Source organism: Acinetobacter pseudolwoffii (assembly GCF_002803605.1).
In the GTDB taxonomy this organism is placed as follows: Bacteria; Pseudomonadota; Gammaproteobacteria; order Pseudomonadales; family Moraxellaceae; genus Acinetobacter; species Acinetobacter pseudolwoffii.
The window spans coordinates 153353-175247 of record NZ_PHRG01000003.1; the positions used below are offsets into that span (position 1 = coordinate 153353).

The 21895-nt window shown below is 43.9% G+C and carries 20 protein-coding genes; 9 read left to right on the forward strand and 11 right to left on the reverse strand.

Annotated elements, in window-relative coordinates; all coding sequences use genetic code 11:
* Positions 1-26: 26 nt before the first annotated feature.
* Both CWI32_RS07575 and CWI32_RS07580 read right to left on the reverse strand, forming a co-directional pair.
* Positions 27-620, reverse strand: a complete 594-nt coding sequence (locus CWI32_RS07575; RefSeq protein WP_100328692.1) for a Maf family protein — start codon at positions 618-620, stop codon at positions 27-29.
* Positions 620-1003, reverse strand: coding sequence for a DUF2237 family protein (locus CWI32_RS07580; protein ID WP_005096732.1), 384 nt, complete (start codon positions 1001-1003; stop codon positions 620-622). The genes CWI32_RS07575 and CWI32_RS07580 overlap by 1 nt, the downstream gene beginning before the upstream one ends.
* Before the next feature lie 139 nt (positions 1004-1142).
* Between CWI32_RS07580 and CWI32_RS07585 the strand changes: the two genes are divergently transcribed.
* The 4 genes from CWI32_RS07585 to CWI32_RS07600 all read left to right on the forward strand — a co-directional run bounded on the left by CWI32_RS07585 (position 1143) and on the right by CWI32_RS07600 (position 4863).
* The gene (locus CWI32_RS07585; protein WP_100535004.1) at positions 1143-2330 is read left to right on the forward strand and encodes a phosphoglycerate kinase; all 1188 of its coding nucleotides are present in this window, start codon (positions 1143-1145) and stop codon (positions 2328-2330) included.
* A gap of 154 nt (positions 2331-2484) precedes the next feature.
* Positions 2485-2763, forward strand: coding sequence for a hypothetical protein (locus CWI32_RS07590; protein ID WP_100535005.1), 279 nt, complete (start codon positions 2485-2487; stop codon positions 2761-2763).
* Between the two features lie 119 nt (positions 2764-2882).
* A complete protein-coding gene (gene fba, locus CWI32_RS07595) occupies positions 2883-3923 on the forward strand; it encodes a class II fructose-bisphosphate aldolase (protein ID WP_100535006.1) in 1041 nt (346 codons plus the stop codon).
* An 85-nt stretch (positions 3924-4008) separates the two neighbouring features.
* Positions 4009-4863, forward strand: coding sequence for an EamA family transporter (locus CWI32_RS07600; protein WP_100535007.1), 855 nt, complete (start codon positions 4009-4011; stop codon positions 4861-4863).
* Here the strand turns inward: CWI32_RS07600 and CWI32_RS07605 are convergent.
* Complete coding sequence (locus CWI32_RS07605; RefSeq protein WP_100357136.1) at positions 4826-5053, reverse strand: hypothetical protein; 228 nt, start codon at positions 5051-5053, stop codon at positions 4826-4828. The genes CWI32_RS07600 and CWI32_RS07605 overlap by 38 nt on opposite strands.
* Positions 5054-5160: 107 nt before the next feature.
* Entirely contained in the window at positions 5161-5814 is a 654-nt protein-coding gene (nfsB, locus tag CWI32_RS07610) for an oxygen-insensitive NAD(P)H nitroreductase (RefSeq protein ID WP_100535008.1), read from the reverse strand.
* A 731-nt stretch (positions 5815-6545) separates the two neighbouring features.
* Between nfsB and CWI32_RS07615 the strand changes: the two genes are divergently transcribed.
* Entirely contained in the window at positions 6546-6764 is a 219-nt protein-coding gene (locus CWI32_RS07615) for a hypothetical protein (RefSeq protein WP_005096740.1), read from the forward strand.
* Positions 6765-6794: 30 nt separating this feature from the next.
* Here the strand turns inward: CWI32_RS07615 and CWI32_RS07620 are convergent, their stop codons facing one another.
* Both CWI32_RS07620 and CWI32_RS07625 read right to left on the reverse strand, forming a co-directional pair.
* Positions 6795-7514, reverse strand: a complete 720-nt coding sequence (locus tag CWI32_RS07620) for a UDP-2,3-diacylglucosamine diphosphatase (RefSeq protein WP_100535009.1) — start codon at positions 7512-7514, stop codon at positions 6795-6797.
* 110 nt (positions 7515-7624) lie between these two features.
* Positions 7625-8134 carry a peptidylprolyl isomerase gene (locus tag CWI32_RS07625; RefSeq protein ID WP_005171140.1) on the reverse strand — a complete coding sequence of 170 codons (510 nt, stop codon included), beginning with the start codon at positions 8132-8134 and terminating at the stop codon, positions 7625-7627.
* A 422-nt stretch (positions 8135-8556) separates the two neighbouring features.
* On the opposite strand from CWI32_RS07625, the gene CWI32_RS07630 reads away from it, so the two are divergent.
* Positions 8557-10284 carry a glutamine--tRNA ligase/YqeY domain fusion protein gene (locus CWI32_RS07630; protein WP_005171137.1) on the forward strand — a complete coding sequence of 576 codons (1728 nt, stop codon included), beginning with the start codon at positions 8557-8559 and terminating at the stop codon, positions 10282-10284.
* 68 nt (positions 10285-10352) lie between these two features.
* A complete protein-coding gene (locus CWI32_RS07635) occupies positions 10353-11264 on the forward strand; it encodes a bestrophin family protein (protein ID WP_005096746.1) in 912 nt (303 codons plus the stop codon).
* Between the two features lie 82 nt (positions 11265-11346).
* On the opposite strand, the gene CWI32_RS07640 is transcribed toward CWI32_RS07635, so the two are convergent.
* From CWI32_RS07640 to putA, 4 genes are all read right to left on the reverse strand, one after another.
* Positions 11347-11907, reverse strand: a complete 561-nt coding sequence (locus CWI32_RS07640; RefSeq protein ID WP_034608524.1) for a lecithin retinol acyltransferase family protein — start codon at positions 11905-11907, stop codon at positions 11347-11349.
* Positions 11908-12311: 404 nt separating this feature from the next.
* The gene (locus CWI32_RS07645; RefSeq protein WP_005096749.1) at positions 12312-12536 is read right to left on the reverse strand and encodes a hypothetical protein; all 225 of its coding nucleotides are present in this window, start codon (positions 12534-12536) and stop codon (positions 12312-12314) included.
* Positions 12537-12779: 243 nt separating this feature from the next.
* Entirely contained in the window at positions 12780-13862 is a 1083-nt protein-coding gene (gene trmA / locus CWI32_RS07650; RefSeq protein ID WP_100328689.1) for a tRNA (uridine(54)-C5)-methyltransferase TrmA, read from the reverse strand.
* A gap of 184 nt (positions 13863-14046) precedes the next feature.
* Positions 14047-17799, reverse strand: a complete 3753-nt coding sequence (gene putA, locus CWI32_RS07655) for a trifunctional transcriptional regulator/proline dehydrogenase/L-glutamate gamma-semialdehyde dehydrogenase (RefSeq protein WP_100535010.1) — start codon at positions 17797-17799, stop codon at positions 14047-14049.
* A 119-nt stretch (positions 17800-17918) separates the two neighbouring features.
* Here putA and CWI32_RS07660 point away from each other — a divergent pair, with 119 nt between their 5' ends.
* Entirely contained in the window at positions 17919-18413 is a 495-nt protein-coding gene (locus CWI32_RS07660) for an Lrp/AsnC ligand binding domain-containing protein (RefSeq protein ID WP_100535011.1), read from the forward strand.
* Positions 18414-18490: 77 nt separating this feature from the next.
* Here CWI32_RS07660 and putP read toward each other — a convergent pair whose 3' ends face one another.
* Positions 18491-19999, reverse strand: coding sequence for a sodium/proline symporter PutP (gene putP, locus CWI32_RS07665; RefSeq protein ID WP_074383168.1), 1509 nt, complete (start codon positions 19997-19999; stop codon positions 18491-18493).
* A 419-nt stretch (positions 20000-20418) separates the two neighbouring features.
* Here putP and aspA point away from each other — a divergent pair, with 419 nt between their 5' ends.
* Positions 20419-21861 carry an aspartate ammonia-lyase gene (aspA, locus tag CWI32_RS07670; RefSeq protein ID WP_167381273.1) on the forward strand — a complete coding sequence of 481 codons (1443 nt, stop codon included), beginning with the start codon at positions 20419-20421 and terminating at the stop codon, positions 21859-21861.
* Positions 21862-21895: the final 34 nt, after the last annotated feature.

The following is a 21895-nucleotide window of genomic DNA, read 5'->3' on the forward strand; positions in this document are numbered from 1 at the left end:
AGATTACAGCCTGAATTAAGGGGAGATTAAGGAACTAAAATTTTCAATTCACGAAGAATGTGACACAGCTTGATCATCGGCATGCCCATCAAAGTGGTCTGGTCTTGCCCGATCATTTTTTCAAACAGGCTGATGCCGAGGCTTTCACATTTGAAACTGCCGGCACAATGCAGTGGCTGTTCAATCGTGACATAGCGTTCAATTTCGGCTTTGGACAGTTTACGGAACTTGACTTTATAGTGCTCGACCAGCGTTCGTTCATAACCAGTAGCCTGCTGTTGCACACTGAGTGCAGTACTGAAATAGACAATCTTGTCCGAATTGGCCTGTAACTGGCGAATGGCTTTTTCAGGGGTTAAAGGTTTGCCAATAAAAATATCTGGTGCGCCTTCACGCCATGCCACCTGATCCGAACCAATCACAATCGCTTCAGGATTTTGCTCAGCAATATATTTGGCTTTCTCAAAAGCCAGCCGCTTGGCCAAATCATCTGCGTGATTTTCACCGCGAGGAGACTCATCGATATCCGGTACTAGAGAAATATAATCAATATGCAGGCGATCCATCAACTCTTTACGGGTTTGGCTGGAGGATGCCAAAATAATCTGTACAGCATTCATTAGACAGCATATTCCTCAAGAATATTTAAAGGTACATAAGACAGCACCGCTTTATGGCAGGCTTGCAGCTTGATCGGGGGCGCTTGACCTGCTTCATAGGCTTCGACCCAGCGTGTCACGCAGAGGCACCAGAAATCACCGGGTTGCAGGCCAGGGAAGTCCAGCTCTGGCAAAGGTGTGATCAGGTCATTGCCCACTTTTTGCGAGAAATTGAGAAATTCCGACGTCATCTGCGCGCATACCGTATGCTGCCCCAGATCGGTGGTCGCAGTATGGCAAAAGCCATTGCGGAAATATCCGGTAATCGGATCGAAGCAACAGCTGGACAAAGGCTCACCTAACACGTTCAAACGGTTAAGATTTGGATCAGGATGTATCGACATAGGCACTGAATCTAAAAGAAGCTTTTTTCTATCATAACAAAACTTTGGCATTCAGAATGTTTTCTGCAAAAGATGCTAACCTTTTTCTGCATAATCATTTAAAATCGGCTGGTTTTAATATCTATAAAGTGAGCTCTACATGAACTTTCAGCGTATGACTGACCTCGATTTAGCAGGTAAACGTGTTCTGATCCGTGAAGATTTAAACGTTCCTGTTAAAAATGGTGTGATCACCAGCGATGCGCGTCTTCGTGCAGCATTGCCAACGATTAAAGCAGCACTAGAAAAAGGCGCTGCAGTCATGGTGTATTCTCATCTGGGTCGTCCGGTTGAAGGTGAGCCTAAAGCTGAACAGTCACTTGCTCCTGTAGCGGCTTACTTGACTGAAGCTTTGGGTCAAGACGTAAAATTATTTACCGACTACCTAGATGGCGTTGAGGTTCAGCCGGGTCAAGTTGTGTTGCTTGAGAACTGCCGTTTTAACGTTGGTGAGAAGAAAAACAATCCTGAACTTGCTGCAAAATATGCAGCATTGTGTGATGTATTCGTGATGGATGCCTTTGGTACAGCACACCGTGCAGAAGCATCTACTGAAGGCGTAGCGCGTCTGGCTAAAGTTGCAGCTGCAGGTCCTTTACTGGCAGCTGAACTTGATGCGCTTGGTCGTGCACTGCAAACCCCTGAAAAGCCAATGGTGGCGATTGTTGCAGGTTCTAAAGTCTCTACCAAGCTAGACGTTTTAACCTCACTTTCTGACATTTGTGATCAATTGATCGTCGGTGGTGGTATTGCCAACACGTTCCTTGCTGCGGCCGGTTATAACGTGGGCAAATCATTGTGTGAAAAGGATCTGATCGATACGGCAAAAGCCATTGCTGCAAAAGTAGCAGTTCCACTTCCTACTGACGTTGTGGTTGCAGATGCCTCTGAAATTAACTTTGAAGACTTCCTGGGTTCATTGGCTGCTGCAAAAGCAACGGTGAAAAACGTTGCAGATGTTGCTGATAACGACATGATTCTGGATGTAGGCCCGGAAACTGCGAAAGCATTTGCAGAAATCCTGAAAACCTCTAAAACCATTCTTTGGAATGGCCCAGTCGGCGTATTTGAAGTAGATCAATTCGGTGAAGGTACTAAAACTTTATCTTTAGCGATTGCTGAATCTGAAGGTTTTTCGATTGCGGGCGGTGGGGATACACTTGCTGCGATTGATAAATATGAAGTGGCTGACAAAATTGGTTATATCTCGACGGGTGGCGGTGCATTCCTTGAATTCGTTGAAGGTAAAACCCTTCCTGCTGTTGCAGTACTTCTAGAACGTGCTTAATTGTATGTCCTAAGCTAAAAAGCTGGCCCAGTGCCAGCTTTTTTTATGTCATTTTTTTGACAGTGAAAATTTACCCTTCATGGCTTCGTCATTAAAATGCAATAAATCTGTCATAAGATGCAGTCATTAAATCACCAAATGATGAGATCACGTGATGAAAAAACAGTTAACTTTGGCGGCTTTATTCGCTGCATCATTGGCACTGACTGCATGTGCGAAACAGGAAAATGCACCGGTCGCTGAAACAGAAAGCTCGGCAGCAGTAGCCAATGAGACTATAACGCCAGAGCAGCAAGCAGCCATTGATGCTATTGACCAGCCAGTTTTAGATGAAAAAAATACCGATATTCCAGCTGAAATTGCCAATGCGCCAGCAGATGAAGCAACTGCAGACCAGTCAGTTGCAGCGACTTCTGAGCCTGTAGCACCTTAATCCAGTGCATGTGAGACAAAATCCCTGCAAAAGCAGGGATTTTTTTTAAATAGTGTTATTTGTTGCTGAATTGAAACCTTTGAACATGTAGAATATGTGGCATTCACTGGGAGGATATTATGGCTCTTATTTCATTGCGCCAGCTCTTGGATCACGCCGGCGAACATGCTTACGGCGTACCAGCATTTAACGTAAACAACTTAGAACAAATGCGTGCAATTATGCTTGCAGCAGATGCAACCAATTCACCTGTTATCGTACAAGCATCTGCGGGTGCGCGTAAATATGCAGGCGCTCCGTTCTTGCGTCACCTGATTTTGGCTGCAATTGAAGAATGGCCACATATTCCAGTGGTAATGCACCAAGACCACGGAACCAGCCCTGACATTTGCCAACGTTCAATCCAGCTCGGCTTTTCATCAGTGATGATGGACGGCTCACTTGGTGAAGATGGCAAAACCCCAACTTCATACGAATACAACGTTGATGTGACTCGTCGTACGGTTCAGATGGCACATGCATGTGGCGTTTCTGTAGAAGGTGAGATCGGTTGTTTAGGTAGCCTTGAAACAGGTATGGCGGGTGAAGAAGATGGCGTGGGCGCAGAAGGCGTACTCGATCATTCTCAACTTCTGACTTCAGTTGAAGAAGCACGTAGTTTCGTTGCTGATACCAATGTTGATGCGCTTGCAATTGCAGTAGGTACTTCACACGGTGCGTACAAATTTACGCGTCCACCTACAGGCGATATTCTGGCGATTGACCGCATTAAAGAAATTCACGCAGCACTTCCAAATACGCATTTGGTTATGCACGGTTCAAGCTCTGTGCCACAAGAGTGGTTGGCAGTAATTAACCAGTATGGCGGCGACATCAAGGAAACTTATGGTGTTCCGGTTGAGCAGCTGGTTGAAGCGATCAAACATGGCGTGCGTAAAATCAACATCGATACTGACTTGCGTTTAGCATCTACAGGTGCAATGCGTCGTATGATGGCAGAAAAACCAAGCGAATTCGATCCTCGTAAATTCTTCAGCGCAACGGTTGATGCCATGAAGCAAATCTGTGTAGACCGTTATGAAGCATTTGGTACTGCCGGTAATGCAGACAAGATTCGCCCAATTTCTTTAGAGAAAATGGTGTCGTACTATAATAAATAATTCCCAGTGAATCATTTATAAAAAAAGCCCACTGCAAATGTGGGCTTTTTTGTAGACTGATAAAGATCAAGAATAAGAGCAGCATATGGAACTGATTTTCGCAGCAGCGCTGTGTAGCGTTGTGGTCTCAATATTATTAAAAGTCGCCAAAAACAGAGGGCTGAGTCCGATCCACATGATTAGCTGGAATTATGCCACCGCCAGCTTGTTGTGCTTTTTCTGGTTCAAGCCGGATATCCAGCATATTTCGCCAAGCCAGACACCATGGTTGCTTATTCTGGCATTGGGTATTTTACTTCCAAGTGTATTTCTGTTTCTGGCTAAAGCCTTGGAAAGCGCTGGAATTTTAAAAACAGAAATTGCCCAGCGGCTTTCTGTAGTCTTGTCACTGGCGGCAGCCTATTTTATTTTTCAGGAACAGTTCAACCAGCTAAAAATACTGGGTATTGCCTTGGGGATCAGTGCAGTACTGTGCATTCTGCTTTCACATCGCCAAAGTAGCGGGCAGGGCAGTCAGGGAATGTTATATCTGGGTTTGGTCTGGATGGGTTATGCACTGATTGATGTATTGTTGAAATATACGACCAGCTTGGGTTTGCAATTTGCCGTAGCGCTTAATCTGATGTTTGTATGCGCCATGATTCTATCGATGCTGTATCTACTACTCAAATATCATCATCTGGGGTCCGGCAAGGACATCGGCTTAGGCCTGCTACTGGGCGTACTGAACTTCGCCAACATCGCCTTTTATGTCAAGGCACATATGCTGCTTAAAGATACACCGGCAATCGTGTTTGCCGGCATGAATATTCTGGTGGTGGTATTTGGAGTCATTGCAGGTCTGATGTTCTTTAAAGAGCGACTCAAACCTGCAAGTGCCGCGGGTTTACTGCTAGGTCTCACTAGTGTGATTTGCCTAGCTTATGCAATGTCTGTTTGACATAAGACGATGCAAATTCAATCGGATGTCGCAGCAGGTCGCCTGCTTCGGCCAGTCCAAGCAATAAACCGGCCTGTTGGCAGTCTGGACAGTGCGGATAACGATGCTGTTGATTTTTATAGTGTTGGAGATAAATTTTATCGCAATGATGGCATGCAAATTTCAGGGATTTGGAGGTAAGGAGCGACATAGATGACCTCTATTGTTATTCTATTAGATGGTAAATTAAATAAAGCAAAAAATAGGCCCGAACTGATATGGAAAGGGGCGCCTGGCCCCTTTTATAGCATAAGATCCTTACAGTTTGGTGAAAATGTCTTCAGCAGGCAGGCGGGATTTCGGTAGTTTGGCATTGAAGTCATTTTCACTGCGATAACCCAAAGTCAGCAGCACAGAGGGAATTAAACCCTGTTCTGCAAGTTTTAATTCTTCAGTGATAATCTCTTCATCAAAGCCGCCAATCGGGGTGGCATCAACCCCTTCAATTCCGGCAGCTAACAGCATCTGACCGAGCGCAATAAAGGTCTGATTTTCAGCCCAGCGCTGAATATCACCTTTTTCATTACGATAATAATGAATATAGCCTGCACGGGTGTTTTTCTGGCCTTCTTTGGCCGATTCATCTTTAAAACGCCCGCTGAGATCATCGCGATTCAATAAGTTTTCCAGATGCAGCTCATTAATATCGGCTTTGGTGCAAAATAAAATAGTATGCGAAGAATCCAGAACTTTGGGTGCATTGTAGGCATAAGTACCGATCAAGGCTTTGGCAATGCGCTGTTTGGCGGCATCATGATCGGCAATAAAAAAATGCCAAGGCTGAATATTGATTGAGGAAGGTGCAAAACGCAAAACTTCTAATAAACGTTCAAACTGGGCTGCCGGGATTTTTTTGCTAGGATCATAGGCTTTGGTGGCATAGCGGGTCTGTGTGATCTTGAGTAAATCCATCAATGGACTCCAATTTTTTTAAATAAAATGAGGGTAGATGCTCTGGATCTATAAAATTTTCAGATCTGGAGATTATTACAATAAAAAAGCATCAGGCAAAGTCTGTTGTTTAATGATCTTGATATAAATTCAAGCAAAACTTAGCGTTGAATCAGATGAAAACCCAGTTTTTGTCTATTGGCATTTTTTAGCAAGAAGCATTGACTAATAAGTATCGCCGGCAATGTGCAAATGGGGCAGTGAATGCGGTTTACAATTATTTTAAAGATAAACTGAAGACCTGACAGCAAATCGCGTGGTGGATTGGACTGTAAAATGCCGGAAATGAATCTAAGTGAATAGGCTGTAGAGATTTTTATTTTCAATCAGGAATAATCTGGTTATTTAAATCCAAGCGAATGTTAATGAACCGCCACAAAGAGGAACAATTTGTACGAAAAATAGCTTAGAGAATAGCGCTGATAAAGTGTGCAAAATAATTGTTTAAAAAATAAGGTTAATCTTTATTTGTAATGACAATGTATGTTTGCTTTCTAGTAAATAAGCATGTATACTTATAAACACTTCGAGCGGGTATAGTTCCCGCTTTTATTATTTCTAGCTAATTGTGATTCACTTTTGGTTCAAGCTTGAGCTTGAATAACATCTAGTAACTACAGAATTATTATACAAATTTGGTTTTCTTAATCTCTTTGTACAGTCACAAAAAGCTCATTTTATGAGTAAATATTTTGAATATATTAAATGAATGGCATACCGCTACAGCCGTAAATGGTGGCGAAATTAATGTTAAACTGGTTCCTTTAAAGCGTAAGCAAAACACTCAGGATGGTTTTATCTGGGTAGAAGTTGGAAAAATGATCCAGCTACAAACAGGTGAAGAAATTCTGTTTAACCTTGATGGTAAAAGTTTCTATACCGGTGTGAATAAGCTTTATCGTCTGTGCTAAGCAAACACATATCTTAAAAAAAGTGGCCGATTAATATCGCCACTTTTTTAGTTTTAGGGTCTCGAAATCTTGGTTTTCCTGAATTTCCAGTATCTCGGCACTGTCTTCCTTCCAGTCACCCAGTACGATTCTTTTTTTCTGACCTAGCGGATGAATGGCTGCGCGATGCGTATGGCCATGGATCAATACGTCAACGTCTTGTAATGCCAGCTCAACGGCCTGATCATTAACATCCATCACTTCATAGCTTTTAAACTGCTGCGCCTGATGACTTTGCTGACGAAAGCCATTGGCTAATTTTTTACGGAAAGACAGCGGTGTACGCTTTAATAAGCCTAGCAGAAGTGGATGCCGGATAATCTTTTTAAAGCGCTGATAAGCGATGTCATCGGTACACAGTGCATCACCATGTTCCAGGCGAAAACGTGTTCTTGCAATGTTCAGTTGGTCTATCTCAGGAAGCAGCTTTCCGCCAAATTGAGCTAAAAACTTGCTGTCGAGAACAAAATCCCGGTTGCCTGCCTGAAAATATACCTGATTGCCAGCCTGAATAAACTGTTTTAAGGCAGTGATAATTTCGTCCAGCCATGGGGCTGTATAGTCATCACCGATCCAGGCATTGAACCAGTCACCCAAAATATACAATCGGGTATTTTGATCTTGATATTCGGTCAATAAATCTAAAAACCCCCGAACAAGTCGAGGGTGATCAGGTGACAAATGTAAATCTGAGATAAACAGATAGGTCACGAATCTTTTCCTTTTATTCCTCTCTAGATCCCTCATTTATATGAGGGATTTTCCATTACACCGTTTTAAAGCATCGCTTTAAAACTCATAAAGAACGGAGAGGACGTTTTTTATTCAGAAATGATTTTTGCAGACTCAATAACCACATTTTCTAGTGGAACATCAGCGTGGTAGCCACGGTTGCCAGTACGAACGCCTTTAATTTCGTTGACAATGTCCATGCCGTCAGTCACTTTACCAAATACTGCATAACCCCAACCTTGTGCTGTTTTACCAGAATGGTTAAGGAATGCGTTGTTGCCAACGTTAATGAAGAATTGAGCAGATGCAGAATGTGGAGCTTGCGTACGCGCCATGGCAATTGTGCCCAAATCGTTAGTTAAGCCATTGTCTGCTTCATTTTCGATTGCATCACGGGTCGCTTTTTCTTTGAAGTTTTCATCCATACCACCACCCTGGATCATGAAACCATCAATCACACGGTGGAAAATTACGCCGTCATAAAAACCGTCACGCACATATTCTAAAAAGTTAGCCACTGTTTTAGGTGCTTTTTCAGCATTGAGTTCAAGAACAATACGACCTTTATTGGTGTTTAATTCGACTTGAGGAAAACTCATTGTGTAATCTCCTAATCATGGACGAGTGCCATGGTTTTTTCTGAATGAGTGAAGCATAAGCAAACTACAATCGACTAGGCAAGTAAAAACATTATTTTCTTTGTTAAAAGCATAAAAATAGTACCTTATTTATACGTTGATTTATCAAGGCATTTCAGATATTGCCCTATCAGGCACCCTATTTTGAATTGGCGTAAATTAATGATTTTACTGCTTGTACAAGCACTGATATTTTAGTTTCAGGCAACTCGCCGTATTTTCATTTTTTAAAATGGGTGAATTGAAATCAAATACCATAGTTAGCGGTTGAGAGATTATTCACCTCTAGTTAAACTAAGGAACTTTGATAATGAATATGCGTACAACCTGTGCGATTAAATATTCGTTAATCCCTTTTTAACTTTAGAAGTGAATGATTGATCATGAAGCCAAATGATGTTGTGACATCTCTGCCCGAGAACCCGACCCAAAAGAACAATGCAGTCGATTCAGTGCAGCAGCAAGAACAACAACCGGGCTTGGACTTTGTACGTCAGGTCATTACGGATGATTTAGCCGCTGGTCGTACCCAACAGATCGTCACGCGTTTTCCGCCTGAGCCAAATGGCTACTTACATATTGGCCATGTGAAAGCAATTTGCTTGAACTTTGGGATTGCTGAAGAATTCCAGGGTGTGTGTAATCTTCGTTTTGATGATACCAATCCGGATGCTGAAGAACAGGAATATGTTGATGGTATTGCCAATGATGTGAAATGGTTGGGCTTCCAGTGGGAGGGCGAGCCGCGCTATGCATCGAGCTATTTTGATCAACTTTATACATGGGCGGTTCAGCTGATTGAACAGGGTGATGCCTATGTGGATTTACAAAGCCCCGAAGACATCCGTTTAAACCGCGGTAACTTTGTCGAGCCGGGTAAGAACTCGCCACAACGTGATGCAACTGTTGCAGAGAATCTGGAACGTTTTGAGAAGATGCGTAGCGGTGAATATGCTGAAGGTCAGGCTGTTTTACGCGCTAAAATCGATATGACCTCACCGAACGTACATATGCGTGATCCGATCTTGTATCGTATCTTGCATTCAGCGCACCATCAGACAGGCGATACATGGAAAATTTATCCAATGTACGACTATGCGCATCCATTGTCTGATGCGATTGAAGGCATTACTCACTCGCTTTGTACATTAGAGTTCCAGGATCACCGTCCGTTCTATGACTGGGTGGTGGCAAAGGTTAAATCACCATCTGTGCCACGTCAGTATGAATCTAGCCGTTTGAACGTGGATTACACCATCACCTCGAAACGTAAATTACGTAAACTGGTTGAAGGTGCTCATGTGAATGGTTGGGACGATCCACGTATGCCAACTGTAGTCGGTATGCGTCGCCGTGGTTTTACACCTGAAGGTCTGCGTGATTTCTGCCAGCGTGTCGGTGTATCGAAAGTGGATGGTAGTATTGTCGATGTCGCGATGCTGGAATATTGCATCCGCCAGTCTCTGGAAAATACCGCAGCGCGTGGTATGGCCGTGTTAAATCCACTGAAAGTGACCTTAAGCAACTTGCCAGCCGATATGGATCTGACCCATTCACGTCATCCGAACGTGGACATGGGCGAACGCGTGATTCCTTTAACCACTGAGCTGTTTATTGACCGTAAAGACTTTGAGGAAGAACCACCAAAAGGCTTTAAACGTCTGATTCCAGGTGGTGAAGTACGTTTACGTCATGCCTATGTGATCAAATGTGATGAAGTCATTAAAGATGAAAATGGTGAAGTGGTTGAGCTGAAATGTTCGATTGATCCTGAAACTTTGGGTAAGAACCCTGAAGGCCGCAAGGTGAAAGGCGTGGTTCACTGGGTATCTGCGACTAAAGGTGTGCCTGCCGAAGTCCGTATTTATGAACGTCTGTTCACTGAGTCGGATCCTGAAGTGGGTGATGACTTCCTGGCCAACCTGAACCCTGAATCCTTAAAGGTGGTTCAAGCCGTGATTGAGCCGGCATTGGCGCAAGCTCAACCGGAAGATCGCTTCCAGTTTGAGCGTGAAGGTTACTTCGTTGCCGATCAATACGATCATAATAGCAAGAAACCAGTATTTAACCGTATTCTTGACTTGAAAGACAGTTTCAAGCCAGGTAAATAATCAGGTTTAAATCAGATATTAAAAGCCCAACTTCGGTTGGGCTTTTTCAATACAGCAGGGAAAATGCCATGATTGTGCGTGATAAAAACAATAGTATCGGTTTACTGTTTGCCTGGCAGGGCACAATTTTGCCTAAGGTATTGCCGGCTTTAGTCTTGGTGGTCTTTATTTCCGGCCTACTGGTCTATTTGAGTCAGGCACATTTTGTGAATCTTCCTGCCGTACCCGCAATCGGCTTTACCATTTTTGGTGTGATTCTTTCGATCTTTCTCAGCTTTAGAAATACGGCATGTTATGAGCGCTGGTGGGAAGGGCGCAAGCTCTGGGGAGCGCTAATCGCCACCACACGTCATTTATGCCGGGACAGCCATGTGCTGGATGATCAGACCCGCGAGGTCTTGTTATATCGCATGATGCTGTTTAGCCATCTGTTGCGTGACCGGCTCAGACAGCAAGTACAAAGTATTCAGCATTACCAAACAACCACGCATTTTGAAAATATGGCATTCGATCAGTTGCTCGTGCAAATCAATCCTTCACAATGGGTGCTGGAACAGATGCAAAAGGAGTTGGTTCAGCAATATAAGCAGGGCAACATCAGCGATATTATTTATAACAATTTGAATCAGCATACTGTGGCCTTGGGCAATATTCAGGCCGGTTGTGACCGGATACTGTCGACGCCATTGCCATTTTCTTATTCGGTACTGTTACATCGTGCAGTGTATTCGTTCTGTTTTATTTTACCTTTTAGTTTGCAGGCCAATCTGGGCCTGTGGACGCCGATTCTGGTCGGGTTGATTGCTTATATGCTCTTAGGCCTAGATGAGCTCAGTGCTGAGCTAGAAGAGCCTTTTGGGCTACAGGATAATGATCTGCCACTCGATTCAATGGTACGACTGGTAGAACGGGAAACCTTAAGCTCTTTGGGTAAAGGTTTACCTGAAGCGATTCAGGCCAAAAAAGGTTATTTAACCTGATCTGTTCCTTTTAATATCAAAGTTTAAACCCGAACTCAAAATTTCTTACTAACAAAAAATCATCGGCAGGCTGAGCTTTAAATTAACGATGTTTAAGATTAGTCAGGTCTGACACTTTCGTTTTAGCCTGATCTTGCAATTCACGGTATTGTTGCAAACGCAGATTGGCTTTATCTCTAAGCTTCTTCTTGATGTACAAGGCCAAGGCAAAACTCGTCGTGGTCAGGGTCAGGAACATGCTGTTCATGAAACTCATCATCGAGCTGATATAACCAATCGTGGTCAGGCGATTCATCATATAGATCACTTGCGGGCTGCTTTCTACGCCGGTAATCGCCCAAGTACACAGATGTTCGCAATTATTGATAATCAGATGATAATTATTTTCATGCATTCTGGAACGCATGCGACGCACAACTTTACGGCCTTTATATTTCGCTGAGTCATAATGTTGCACATGAATCGCTTTGCCATGACTGAATTTTTCAATAGAGGTTATTTCAATGGGGCGTTTCTTGAATAAATGTGCAAAGCCCGAATAATGAATAACACGACCACGTCCAGCGTATATCCCATGATGGGTATAACCGAAATGTTTAACCATAAGGTGCGCTCCTATGGGAAACCGTTTAGTCTGTTGCATATCAGAATTAAGCCATTTAAAAAAGCATTGTAGTTTAATAACAAGTGTACTGCCTTTTGCTAAATTAATCGACGCTTTGCTTGAGTTTAGGCAGACAAGCAATAGGCGTATGCAGCAAGTGACTTGATCACCTGTATGGCAGAATTCAGATGAACATCTGTTCAGTAACACCTATAAATAGCCTAAGCTAACTTTTACATTTCAATAAAATCAGAAAAAGTGAGAGGAAGAAGTGTTCAGATTTATTACCAATTACTCAACAGAAGGCAGAAGGTTGTGTAGTCGGATTTATACAATTGAACTCTCTAAGTTTGGTTCTTCTTCAATGTAATTAAAGCGACAGATATAAAAAAAGCACCTGGTTACACAAGTGCTTTTTTTGATCAGGCTAGAGCCTTTGCCGATTACTGCAAGGGCAAGTGTTGAAGTTCATTCAGTTCCTTACGGCTATAGCCGCGTGATACAAGAACCTTTTTGATTCCGATGATGATCTCTTCATCAGTTGCTTTAGACAAAGCTTCAAGAAGCTGTTCATTTGTCTTGAAAGAGCAATCATTTTCTACACAAGCAATCTGATTCTTGTGTTCATTGTGTTGTTCCACAGAAAACAACTTTTGCCAAAAACTCATAGAGCCTTCATACAACAACCTAACATAGAGTGAAATATAGCCAATTAAATAAATAAAGCAATAGGACCTATGTGATAAAAGCAGCAGTTAGTCTTTAGAATTTCCGATTGAAGCTCAAAGAGCTAACGATATTTTTAGCTGTACAAATGATAATTTGTTATTAAGTTAATGATTTAAGATATAAAAAAAGGAATTTCGAAAAACTCCTTTTTTGTAACAAGAAAATAAATTGAAACAAATTCTTTATCTTCTTTCTAACAATACGCCCGTTTCTACATGGTGTGTATATGGAAATTGATCAAACATAGCGAATTTGCTGATTTTATGGGTTTGAGACAACTGTTTCAGATTGTCATGCAATGTGTCTGGATTGCAAGAAATGTAAATAATGCGTTGGAAGCGCTGTAATAGTTTAAGCGTTTCATCATCAATACCGGCACGCGGTGGATCGACAAATACCGTATCGAAATCATAAGTCGCAAGATCAATATTGGCTTCTTGCAGGCGGCGGAACACACGCTCGCCGTTGTAAGCTTGGGTGAACTCTTCTGCAGAAAGACGCGCGACCTGAATGTTCCCAATCTGGTTTTGCTCAATATTCCACTCAGCCGCATAGACTGAAGATTTGGCTAACTCGGTTGCCAGAACACGGCGGAACTTGGTCGAGAGTGGCAGGGTAAAGTTACCATTACCACAATATAATTCCAGCAAATCTTGATCAGATTGCTCTGCCGCATCACATGCCCATTCCAGCATGTTTTGGCAGACTTGGGCATTCGGCTGGGTAAAGCTGCTTTCGATCTGTTTGTATTGATAGGTACGATCAAAAACAGAAAGTTCTTCCACCACATATTCATCAGACAGGACAAACTTCTGTCCACGGCTGCGGCCAATTAACTTGATATTTAACTGTTCTGCCAGTGCTTTGGCTGCCGGTTCCCAGCTTTCATCCAATTTACGATGATAAATCAGAGAAACCAGAACCTGACCACTTAAGGTCGCCAGAAAATGTACTTCAAACAGACGTGTCGATAATACTGGATCTGCTTTGAGCGCTTGCAGTAATTTAGGCATCAACTGATTGATACTGAGGTCTGCAACCGGAAATTCATCAATGCGGATGACTTTTTTCTGTTGATCTTCATTGCGCTCGAACATGGCATAGAACATGTCATCCTCAGTATGCCAGATCCGAAATTCAGCACGCATGCGGAAATATTTTTCAGGAGACTGGAATACTTCGAGGGCAGGTGGTTGATATTCGGCAAACTGAGCGCTGATGCGTTCAATTTTGGCATCGAGTTGTTGCTGATAAGATGAAGTCATATGCAGTAAGAAGTCGCAAATATTTTAAAGCGCAAATGGTAGCAAATAATTGCTGATCTGCCTAAGCCTATTGTGGCTGAGCGGCTTTAAAAACTGCATAAAAAAGACCAAACCCTCTGAGGAGAAAAATTTGGCCGTAAAGAGGAAATCATGAACAGAAAAATGACAAGATGATTCGATTAATTTAGAGATGACTCATCGTCATCAAACTGGCATTGCCACCGGCTGCTGCCGTATTGATGCTAATGGCCCGTTCAAGCACCAATCGCTCCACCGGAATGTCATGATTGCCTGAGTTTAAATGCGTGATTCCTACAATGGGGCCTTTTCGAGCCGCAATACGCTTCTGTAAATCAATCAATTCCGCAGCATCACCATGATGTAATACAGCATCAAATTCCCCACTTTCAATGTCTTGAATCACTTTGAATCGGGCAGCAACTGCTTTTGGCATTGTTTGTAGATATTTCAGCACAAAAGTATTTTCAGCCAATACTGCAGGGCGACTGCCGACCGATAAAATGGCCAAAATTTGCTGAATCTGGTCTTGCTCGGTGTGCGCCAAAGATAGAACACTTTCACGTGGCAAGATCATGTACTGGTTTTCTTCGCCGGTTGGACCTTGCAAACTAAAGCTTTGTCCGGTCGCAATCTGGCTGGGTGCTTTTAAGGAGATTGTGGGGAAAGTTTTAGAGGCCCAAGCCTTAAATTCCTGGACTGGTTTGTGTTCAATAGGGGCTTGATCAGATCGCATGGCATAAGGCTGCGCCAGTTTCTTCTCGGAAAGCTGCTGCATTAAACGGTAGATGTAAAGCGGCCCACCAGCTTTAGGGCCAGTACCGGACAAGCCTTCACCACCGAAAGGCTGAACACCCACAACTGCACCGACGATATTACGGTTGATATACAAGTTACCGACTTCTGCTCGCGCAATCACGGTTTGTATGGTTTCATCAATACGTGTGTGTAAGCCCATGGTCAGACCATAGCCTTTGCTGTTGATCTGTTCCAATAACTGTTCCAGTTCACCATATTTATAGCTGATCAGATGCAGCACCGGACCAAAGACTTCACGCTCCAGATCGTTCAGGTTTGGAAGTTCAATCAATGTTGGCGGAATAAAGGTGCCTTGGGTTAATTCAGTCTCATCTTGGTCAAACATCAGTTGATGGACTTTGTGACCTTTGCTGCGCATCTGCTGAATATGCATCTGAATATTTTGCTGGGCCTCAAGATCAATCACCGGACCAATATCGGTTTTTAATAAAATCGGATTGCCGACTCTTAACTGCTGCATGGCACCTTTGAGCATCGTGCGCACAGCATCCAGGTTATCTTCTTGCACACAGAGCACACGCAAAGCAGAACAACGCTGGCCGGCACTGTCATAGGCAGAATTAACCACATCAAGCACCACTTGCTCAGTTAATGCAGATGAATCGACAATCATGGCATTTTGACCGCCGGTTTCAGCAATCAGGGTCACACTTTCGCCAAACTGGTTCAGACGTTCTGCTACAGTTTTTTGCAGAATATGGGCGACCTCGGTTGAGCCGGTAAACATGATACCCTGAATGCGTGAATCTGCACTGAGCTGCGCACCAATGCTTTCACCTTGACCCGGCAAGAGCTGTAAGACGTCTTGCGGAATGCCAGCTTCCCATAAAATCTGCACCGCTTGTGCAGCAATCAGCGGGGTCTGTTCTGCCGGTTTGGCGATGACGGTATTGCCCGCGACCAGCGCTGCTGAAATCTGGCCGGTAAAAATTGCCAACGGGAAGTTCCATGGACTGATACACAGCACGGTACCCAAAGGTTGAATCTGTGTATTTTCAGCTAAATCCAACATCTGACCGGCATAGTAGCGCAAGAAATCTACCGCCTCCCGGACCTCGGCAATGGCATTGGCATAGGTTTTGCCAGCTTCACGGGACAGAATCACCATCAGTGTCAGCAAACGCTGTTCCATCAGATCCGCGGCTTTATTCAGGCAGGCTGCGCGCTCATTTTTCGGCAGATTGGCCCAGAAACCTTGTGCATTGACAGCTTGCGTTAAGGCAATTTCAGCCTGTTCCTGAGTCGCTTCATAGACTGTACCGACTACATCCTGATGTTGTGCCGGATTGATGATTTGCACTGCGTTACTTGTGTCGGTCACTGTAAACGCCGTTCCCATGGCTGCTGCCTGAAATTGTGTGTTTTTCAGGCTGGCAGCGACTTCATTTAAGGCGCTCAGCTCTGCATCATTGGCGAGATCCAGACCCGATGAGTTAATACGTGTGCCATACAGATCTTGCGGATAAGGAATATGCGGATGCTTGGCACCGATCATGACTTCCTGCTGTGCAGCTTTTAAAATCGTTTGTTGTGGATTCTCAATCAAATCTTCGATATTTAGGGTTTTGTCGGCAATCCGGTTGACAAAAGACGTATTTGCGCCATTTTCCAGCAAACGACGCACCAGATAAGCCAATAAGGTTTCATGATTGCCGACTGGCGCATAAATGCGACAAGGGACACCGAGTTTATTCGCCGATTTGTCGCCCACCACATTTTCATACAAGGGTTCGCCCATGCCATGCAGACACTGGAATTCATATTGACCCGCATAATACTGCTCAGGTTGCGCCAGTTGGTAAATCGTGGCCACTGTTTGCGCATTATGCGTGGCAAATTGCGGATAGATATAATCCGGTTCAGCCAATAATTTACGCGCACAGGCGATATAAGACAGATCGGTATGCACCTTACGAGTGAATACCGGATAGTCCGACATGCCTTCAATCTGTGCTTTCTTGATCTCGCTGTCCCAATAGGCACCTTTGACCAGACGAATCATCAGGCGTTTCTGACTACGTTTGGCCAGATCCACAATATAATCCACCACATAGAAACAGCGTTTTTGATAGGCTTGAATCACAAAGCCAATGCCTTTCCAGTCTTGTAATTGCGGCTCAAAACACAGGCGTTCAAGCAGTTGCAAGGAAATTTCCAGACGGTCTGTTTCTTCGGCATCGATGTTTAAACCGATATTGTACTGTTTCGCCAAGACCGCGAGTTTAAGCATTTTTCCATACAGTTCATCATGTACACGATCCAACTGTGCGCGCTGATAACGCGGATGCAGGGCAGAGAGTTTAATGGAAATGCCGGGGCCATCATAAACGTCTTTATCCTGCGAGGCTTGCCCGATGGCATGAATCGCTTGCTGATAATCCTGATAATAGCGTTCCGCATCCGGATCGGTCAGTGCTGCTTCACCAAGCATGTCATAGGAATAACGAAAGCCTTTTTCTTCCAGACGTTCTGCATTTTTCAGTGCCTCATCAATGGTTTCACCCGTCACAAACTGTTCGCCCATCATGCGCATGGCAACATCGACAGCCTTACGGATAATGCCGCGACCACTGCGCGCCAACATGCCGGTTAATAAACTGGACAGGCTTTTTTGCTGTGGGGTTTCCATTAATTTACCCGTCAGCATCAAGCCCCAGGCTGCGGCATTGACAAACATCAGCTGGCTTTGACCGAGATGTTCTTTCCAGTTGCCCTGATTGATCTTGTCGCGGATCAACAGGTCACGCGTGGCTTTGTCTGGAATCCGCAGCAAGGCTTCGGCCAGACACATCAGGGCAATGCCTTCCTGAGAAGATAGGGAAAATTCCTGTAACAATCCTTGTACGATGCCTGCTTTACCGCCTGAACTTTTACGTTCACGCAAGGAATGCGCCAGATCAAAGGCAAGCGCTTGAATCTTATTGCTGAGTTCGGAGGAAATTTCACTATGCAGCAAGAGTTCTTCGACGCATTCAGTTTCCGCACGGCGCCATGCAGTGTTGATACGTTGTTCGTACTCATTTTTATCTTTGAATTCGGCGATATAATTTGGCTGCTTCATGGCATCTGAACCATAGGTGGGGCTTAGTGTGGTCGGCATAGTGACATCCTGTACTGCTGCAATCAGATCTAGCGGGGCTAACGAGTTTTAATCTATAATCACAGAATATTTGACGAATATCTCACTATAGTTTTTACATTTTTTAGAGAATAATTCTAATGCAGCCTCCTTATTTAAGCCTAGACCGTATAGATATTCGTATCCTGAGTTTATTACAATCCGATGCCAAGTTATCCAATATTAAACTGGCTGAACTGGTAAATTTATCGCCGACCGCGGCACTGGCGCGGGTGCAGAAACTGAGCAAAGAAGGCTATATTCTGGGCTACGAAGCCCGTCTGAATCCAAATCTGCTCAATAACGCTTTTGTGGTTTTTGTAGAGATTTTACTGGATAAAACCACACCGAATGTTTTAGATGAGTTTTCCCATGCAGTCCGGCAGATTCCAGAAATTATTGAATGTCATATGATCAGTGGTGGTTTCGATTTCGTGGTAAAAATCCGCTGCGCCAATATGGATGAATTCCGTAAAATTTCCGGGCAAATCTTGTGGAAACTGCCCGGGATCAAGGAAACACGCAGTTATCCGGTGATGGAGGTGATTAAAGAAAGTCAGCAGATCCATCTAAAAATACCGGGAAAATCTAAATAATTTGTAGCGTATTAACGACTAATCTAAAAAACACAAAAGGGACTTGAAAGTCCCTTTTATTGTATTGAATATCCAGACTATTTTTTCATTTCAGCCATTTCTTTTTGATATTCAGCTTTGGCCATTTCAAAACGATGTACCACATCATCACTCGGTGCCTTATCCACTAAGCTGACAATCACGATACTCAGGGTAGCCAGAATAAAACCGGGAATAATCTCGTACAGGCCGGTATCACCCATATAGTTTTTCCAGACGATTACCGTCACCGCACCGACCAGCATGCCGACAATCGCGCCGTTGAGGGTCATACGCTTCCAGAACAGAGACAAGATAATCAAGGGGCCAAATGCTGCACCAAAGCCTGCCCAGGCATAAGCCACCAGACCTAAAACCTTGCTGTTCGGATTAATCGCCAAGGCAATCGCAATTAACGCAATCACTAACACCATAGCACGACCGACCCAGATCAGTTCTTTTTGTGAGGCATTTTTGCGCAGGAAGCTCTTGTATAAATCTTCAGTCAGGGTGGTTGAGCAGACCAGAAGCTGACAACTTAAGGTACTCATAATCGCGGCCAGAATAGCTGCAAGTACGATGCCAGCAATCCATGGATTAAACAGGATTTTAGTCAATTCCATAAACACGGTTTCAGGGTTCTGGTTCACCACCGAGGCGAATGCTGGATTAACGGTGAAATAGGCAATCCCGATATAACCAGCTGCCACTGCGCCGCCTAGACACAAAATCATCCAGGTCATGCCAATACGGCGTGCAGCAGGAATGGTTTTCACTGAATCTGCTGCCATGAAGCGCACTAAAATATGTGGTTGACCAAAATAACCCAAACCCCAGGCCAGACTGGAAATAATCGCCACCACGCTTAAGCCTTCAAGCATACTGGACGCATGTGGACGGGCAGATTCAAGGATGACACTCACTTGCTGGCTATTGTCACCCAAGGCCAGGAAGGTAATGATCGGGGTCAGCAACAGTGCGAAGATCATCAAACCGGCCTGAAAAGTATCCGTCCAGCTGATTGCCAGAAAACCACCAATACACACATATAAAATTGTCGCCATCGCACCGATGATAAGCGCCGTGGTGTAATTCCAGCCGAACAGGCTTTCAAACAGGCGTGCACCTGCGACCATGCCCGAGGCACAATAAATTGCAAAGAACACCAGAATCACCAAGGCAGACAAGACCCGTAAAATGCGTTTGCGGTCGGAAAAACGGCTGGTGAAATAATCTGGCAGGGTCAGAGCATTATTCTGGTATTCGGTATGCGCCCGTAGACGACCTGCCACCAGTAACCAGTTTAGCCACGCTCCGATAATCAGGCCGATGGCAATCCAGGCTTCTGACAGGCCAGACAGGTAAATTGCGCCCGGAAGACCCATCAGCAGCCAGCCACTCATATCTGATGCACCTGCGGAAAGAGCTGTGACGACACTGCCCAGACTACGTCCACCTAAAATATATTCATCAAAATTGGAGGTTGCACGGTAAGCATATAAACCGATGGCAATCATGGCGATAATATAAAACATGAAGGTAATCAGGGTCGGATTTAAATAAGTCATAGGCAGGGCATCCTGTAAATATGGAAACCATCGTTCCAGATGATTTTTTGTACGGAGATCACAAGGCAGTGATTCAAGCACGGTTTAAAAATTACACTCTGTAACATTTACACAGCTTTTATGTATGTTTATTGTAAATACCAATTTAACTAGATGGAACTTAAGGAAAGTTAAGCCACTTAACACAGAGAGATAAAGTATTGGATTGAGGCAAAAGAAGCTAATTTAGAATAAGCAATTAAAATATTTAAATTTTAGCTTTTTATTTACATGATCTTACAAAACTCACAGCTTTACTGTATTGGTAATAAATATTAGCAAATTTAGGTTAAAGTCCTCCTATTCGCTCTGTATTTGTTTGCTCATATTGAGACCACACCAAATACGGTGCATCGCCAAGGTATTTTTTAGTGGACAATATGCTGCAAATCGAACCGACCCGCATTGAACGTGACTTATTGGGGGAAAAACAGATCCCATTACACAGCTATTATGGGATTCACACTTTACGTGCCATCGAAAATTTCCAGATTTCAGGATTGGCGATAGGGCAACAATCACATTTTATTCGTGCATTGGCTCAGGTCAAAAAAGCTTCGGCACAGACCAACCTGCATTTTCAAAAAATATCCGAGCAGACGAGTACTGCTATTCAAAGAGCCTGTAATGAATTGATTCAGCATCCTGAAAACTGGCAAGCGGCCTTTCCACTTGATCCTTATCAGGGCGGTGCTGGTACGTCAATTAATATGAATGCCAATGAAGTCATTGCCAATATCGCCTTAGAGATCTTGGGGCATCATAAAGGTGAGTATCACATCCTGCATCCGAATGATCATGTGAATACTTCGCAATCGACCAATGATGTCTATCCAACCGCTTTACGTTTGGCAACTTATAGCAGCCTGAATGAATTATTGGCAGTGCTGAAAGCACTGATTGACTGTTTATATACGAAGGCAGCCGAATTTCAGTATGTGATCAAGATGGGGCGTACCCAGTTGCAAGATGCCGTCCCGATGACCATGGAGCAGGAATTCCGGGCTTTTGCGACTTTATTAAAGGAAGATTTAAAACTGATTGAGCAGATGCGCCAGTTATTGCTGGAAGTGAATTTAGGTGCAACGGCGATCGGGACTGGGGTAAACACACCGCCAGGTTATGCGACGCGAGTCGTCGAAACTTTGGCGCACCTGACGGGGCTGCCTTTAAAAGGTGCAGAAGATTATGTGGAGGCCACCAGTGATTGTGGTGTCTTTATTATCTTGTCGAGCAGTTTAAAACGCCTGGCAGTGAAACTGTCCAAAATCTGTAATGACTTGCGCTTGCTTAGCTCGGGACCACGTACAGGTCTGGCTGAAATTCGCTTACCGGAATTACAGGCAGGCTCATCGATTATGCCGGCAAAAATCAATCCGGTCATTCCGGAAGTGGTCAATCAGATTGCCTTCCGGGTCATCGGTAATGATTTGACCATTACTATGGCAGCGGAAGCTGGGCAGTTACAACTGAATGTGATGGAACCTGTGATTGCCCTGACCATGAATGAGTCGATTCAATTGTTGACTCAAGGCATGCAAACCCTGAATCAGAAATGTATTGCTGGCATTCAGGCCAATGAAGAAATCTGTTTAAGTTCGGTCATGCGCAGTGTCGGGATTGTGACCTTACTTGAGCCGATTCTGGGGCATGCCAAATGTGATGAAATTGGTAAACAATGTATGCGTGAAAATAAAACCGTGCCGCAAGTGGTATTGGAACTCGGTTTATTAAGCGCAACGCAATTAGAAGAAATCTTTGCATTTGAAAATCTGGTGTCTGAAATACCTGTAGCAGAGAGTCAGCTCGAACAGGTTTCTTGATAGCATAAATTGTCTTGAAACAGCTCAAATCAAC

Bases quoted from the DNA above. Each gene is read 5' to 3' on its own strand.
- CWI32_RS07575 (WP_100328692.1), bottom strand. From the start codon at position 620: ATGAATGCTGTACAGATTATTTTGGCATCCTCCAGCCAAACCCGTAAA.
- CWI32_RS07580 (WP_005096732.1), bottom strand. From the start codon at position 1,003: ATGTCGATACATCCTGATCCAAATCTTAACCGTTTGAACGTGTTAGGT.
- CWI32_RS07585 (WP_100535004.1), top strand. From the start codon at position 1,143: ATGAACTTTCAGCGTATGACTGACCTCGATTTAGCAGGTAAACGTGTT.
- CWI32_RS07590 (WP_100535005.1), top strand. From the start codon at position 2,485: ATGAAAAAACAGTTAACTTTGGCGGCTTTATTCGCTGCATCATTGGCA.
- fba (WP_100535006.1), top strand. From the start codon at position 2,883: ATGGCTCTTATTTCATTGCGCCAGCTCTTGGATCACGCCGGCGAACAT.
- CWI32_RS07600 (WP_100535007.1), top strand. From the start codon at position 4,009: ATGGAACTGATTTTCGCAGCAGCGCTGTGTAGCGTTGTGGTCTCAATA.
- CWI32_RS07605 (WP_100357136.1), bottom strand. From the start codon at position 5,053: ATGTCGCTCCTTACCTCCAAATCCCTGAAATTTGCATGCCATCATTGC.
- nfsB (WP_100535008.1), bottom strand. From the start codon at position 5,814: ATGGATTTACTCAAGATCACACAGACCCGCTATGCCACCAAAGCCTAT.
- CWI32_RS07625 (WP_005171140.1), bottom strand. From the start codon at position 8,134: ATGAGTTTTCCTCAAGTCGAATTAAACACCAATAAAGGTCGTATTGTT.
- CWI32_RS07630 (WP_005171137.1), top strand. From the start codon at position 8,557: ATGAAGCCAAATGATGTTGTGACATCTCTGCCCGAGAACCCGACCCAA.
- CWI32_RS07635 (WP_005096746.1), top strand. From the start codon at position 10,353: ATGATTGTGCGTGATAAAAACAATAGTATCGGTTTACTGTTTGCCTGG.
- CWI32_RS07640 (WP_034608524.1), bottom strand. From the start codon at position 11,907: ATGCAACAGACTAAACGGTTTCCCATAGGAGCGCACCTTATGGTTAAA.
- CWI32_RS07645 (WP_005096749.1), bottom strand. From the start codon at position 12,536: ATGAGTTTTTGGCAAAAGTTGTTTTCTGTGGAACAACACAATGAACAC.
- trmA (WP_100328689.1), bottom strand. From the start codon at position 13,862: ATGACTTCATCTTATCAGCAACAACTCGATGCCAAAATTGAACGCATC.
- putA (WP_100535010.1), bottom strand. From the start codon at position 17,799: ATGCCGACCACACTAAGCCCCACCTATGGTTCAGATGCCATGAAGCAG.
- CWI32_RS07660 (WP_100535011.1), top strand. From the start codon at position 17,919: ATGCAGCCTCCTTATTTAAGCCTAGACCGTATAGATATTCGTATCCTG.
- putP (WP_074383168.1), bottom strand. From the start codon at position 19,999: ATGACTTATTTAAATCCGACCCTGATTACCTTCATGTTTTATATTATC.
- aspA (WP_167381273.1), top strand. From the start codon at position 20,419: ATGCTGCAAATCGAACCGACCCGCATTGAACGTGACTTATTGGGGGAA.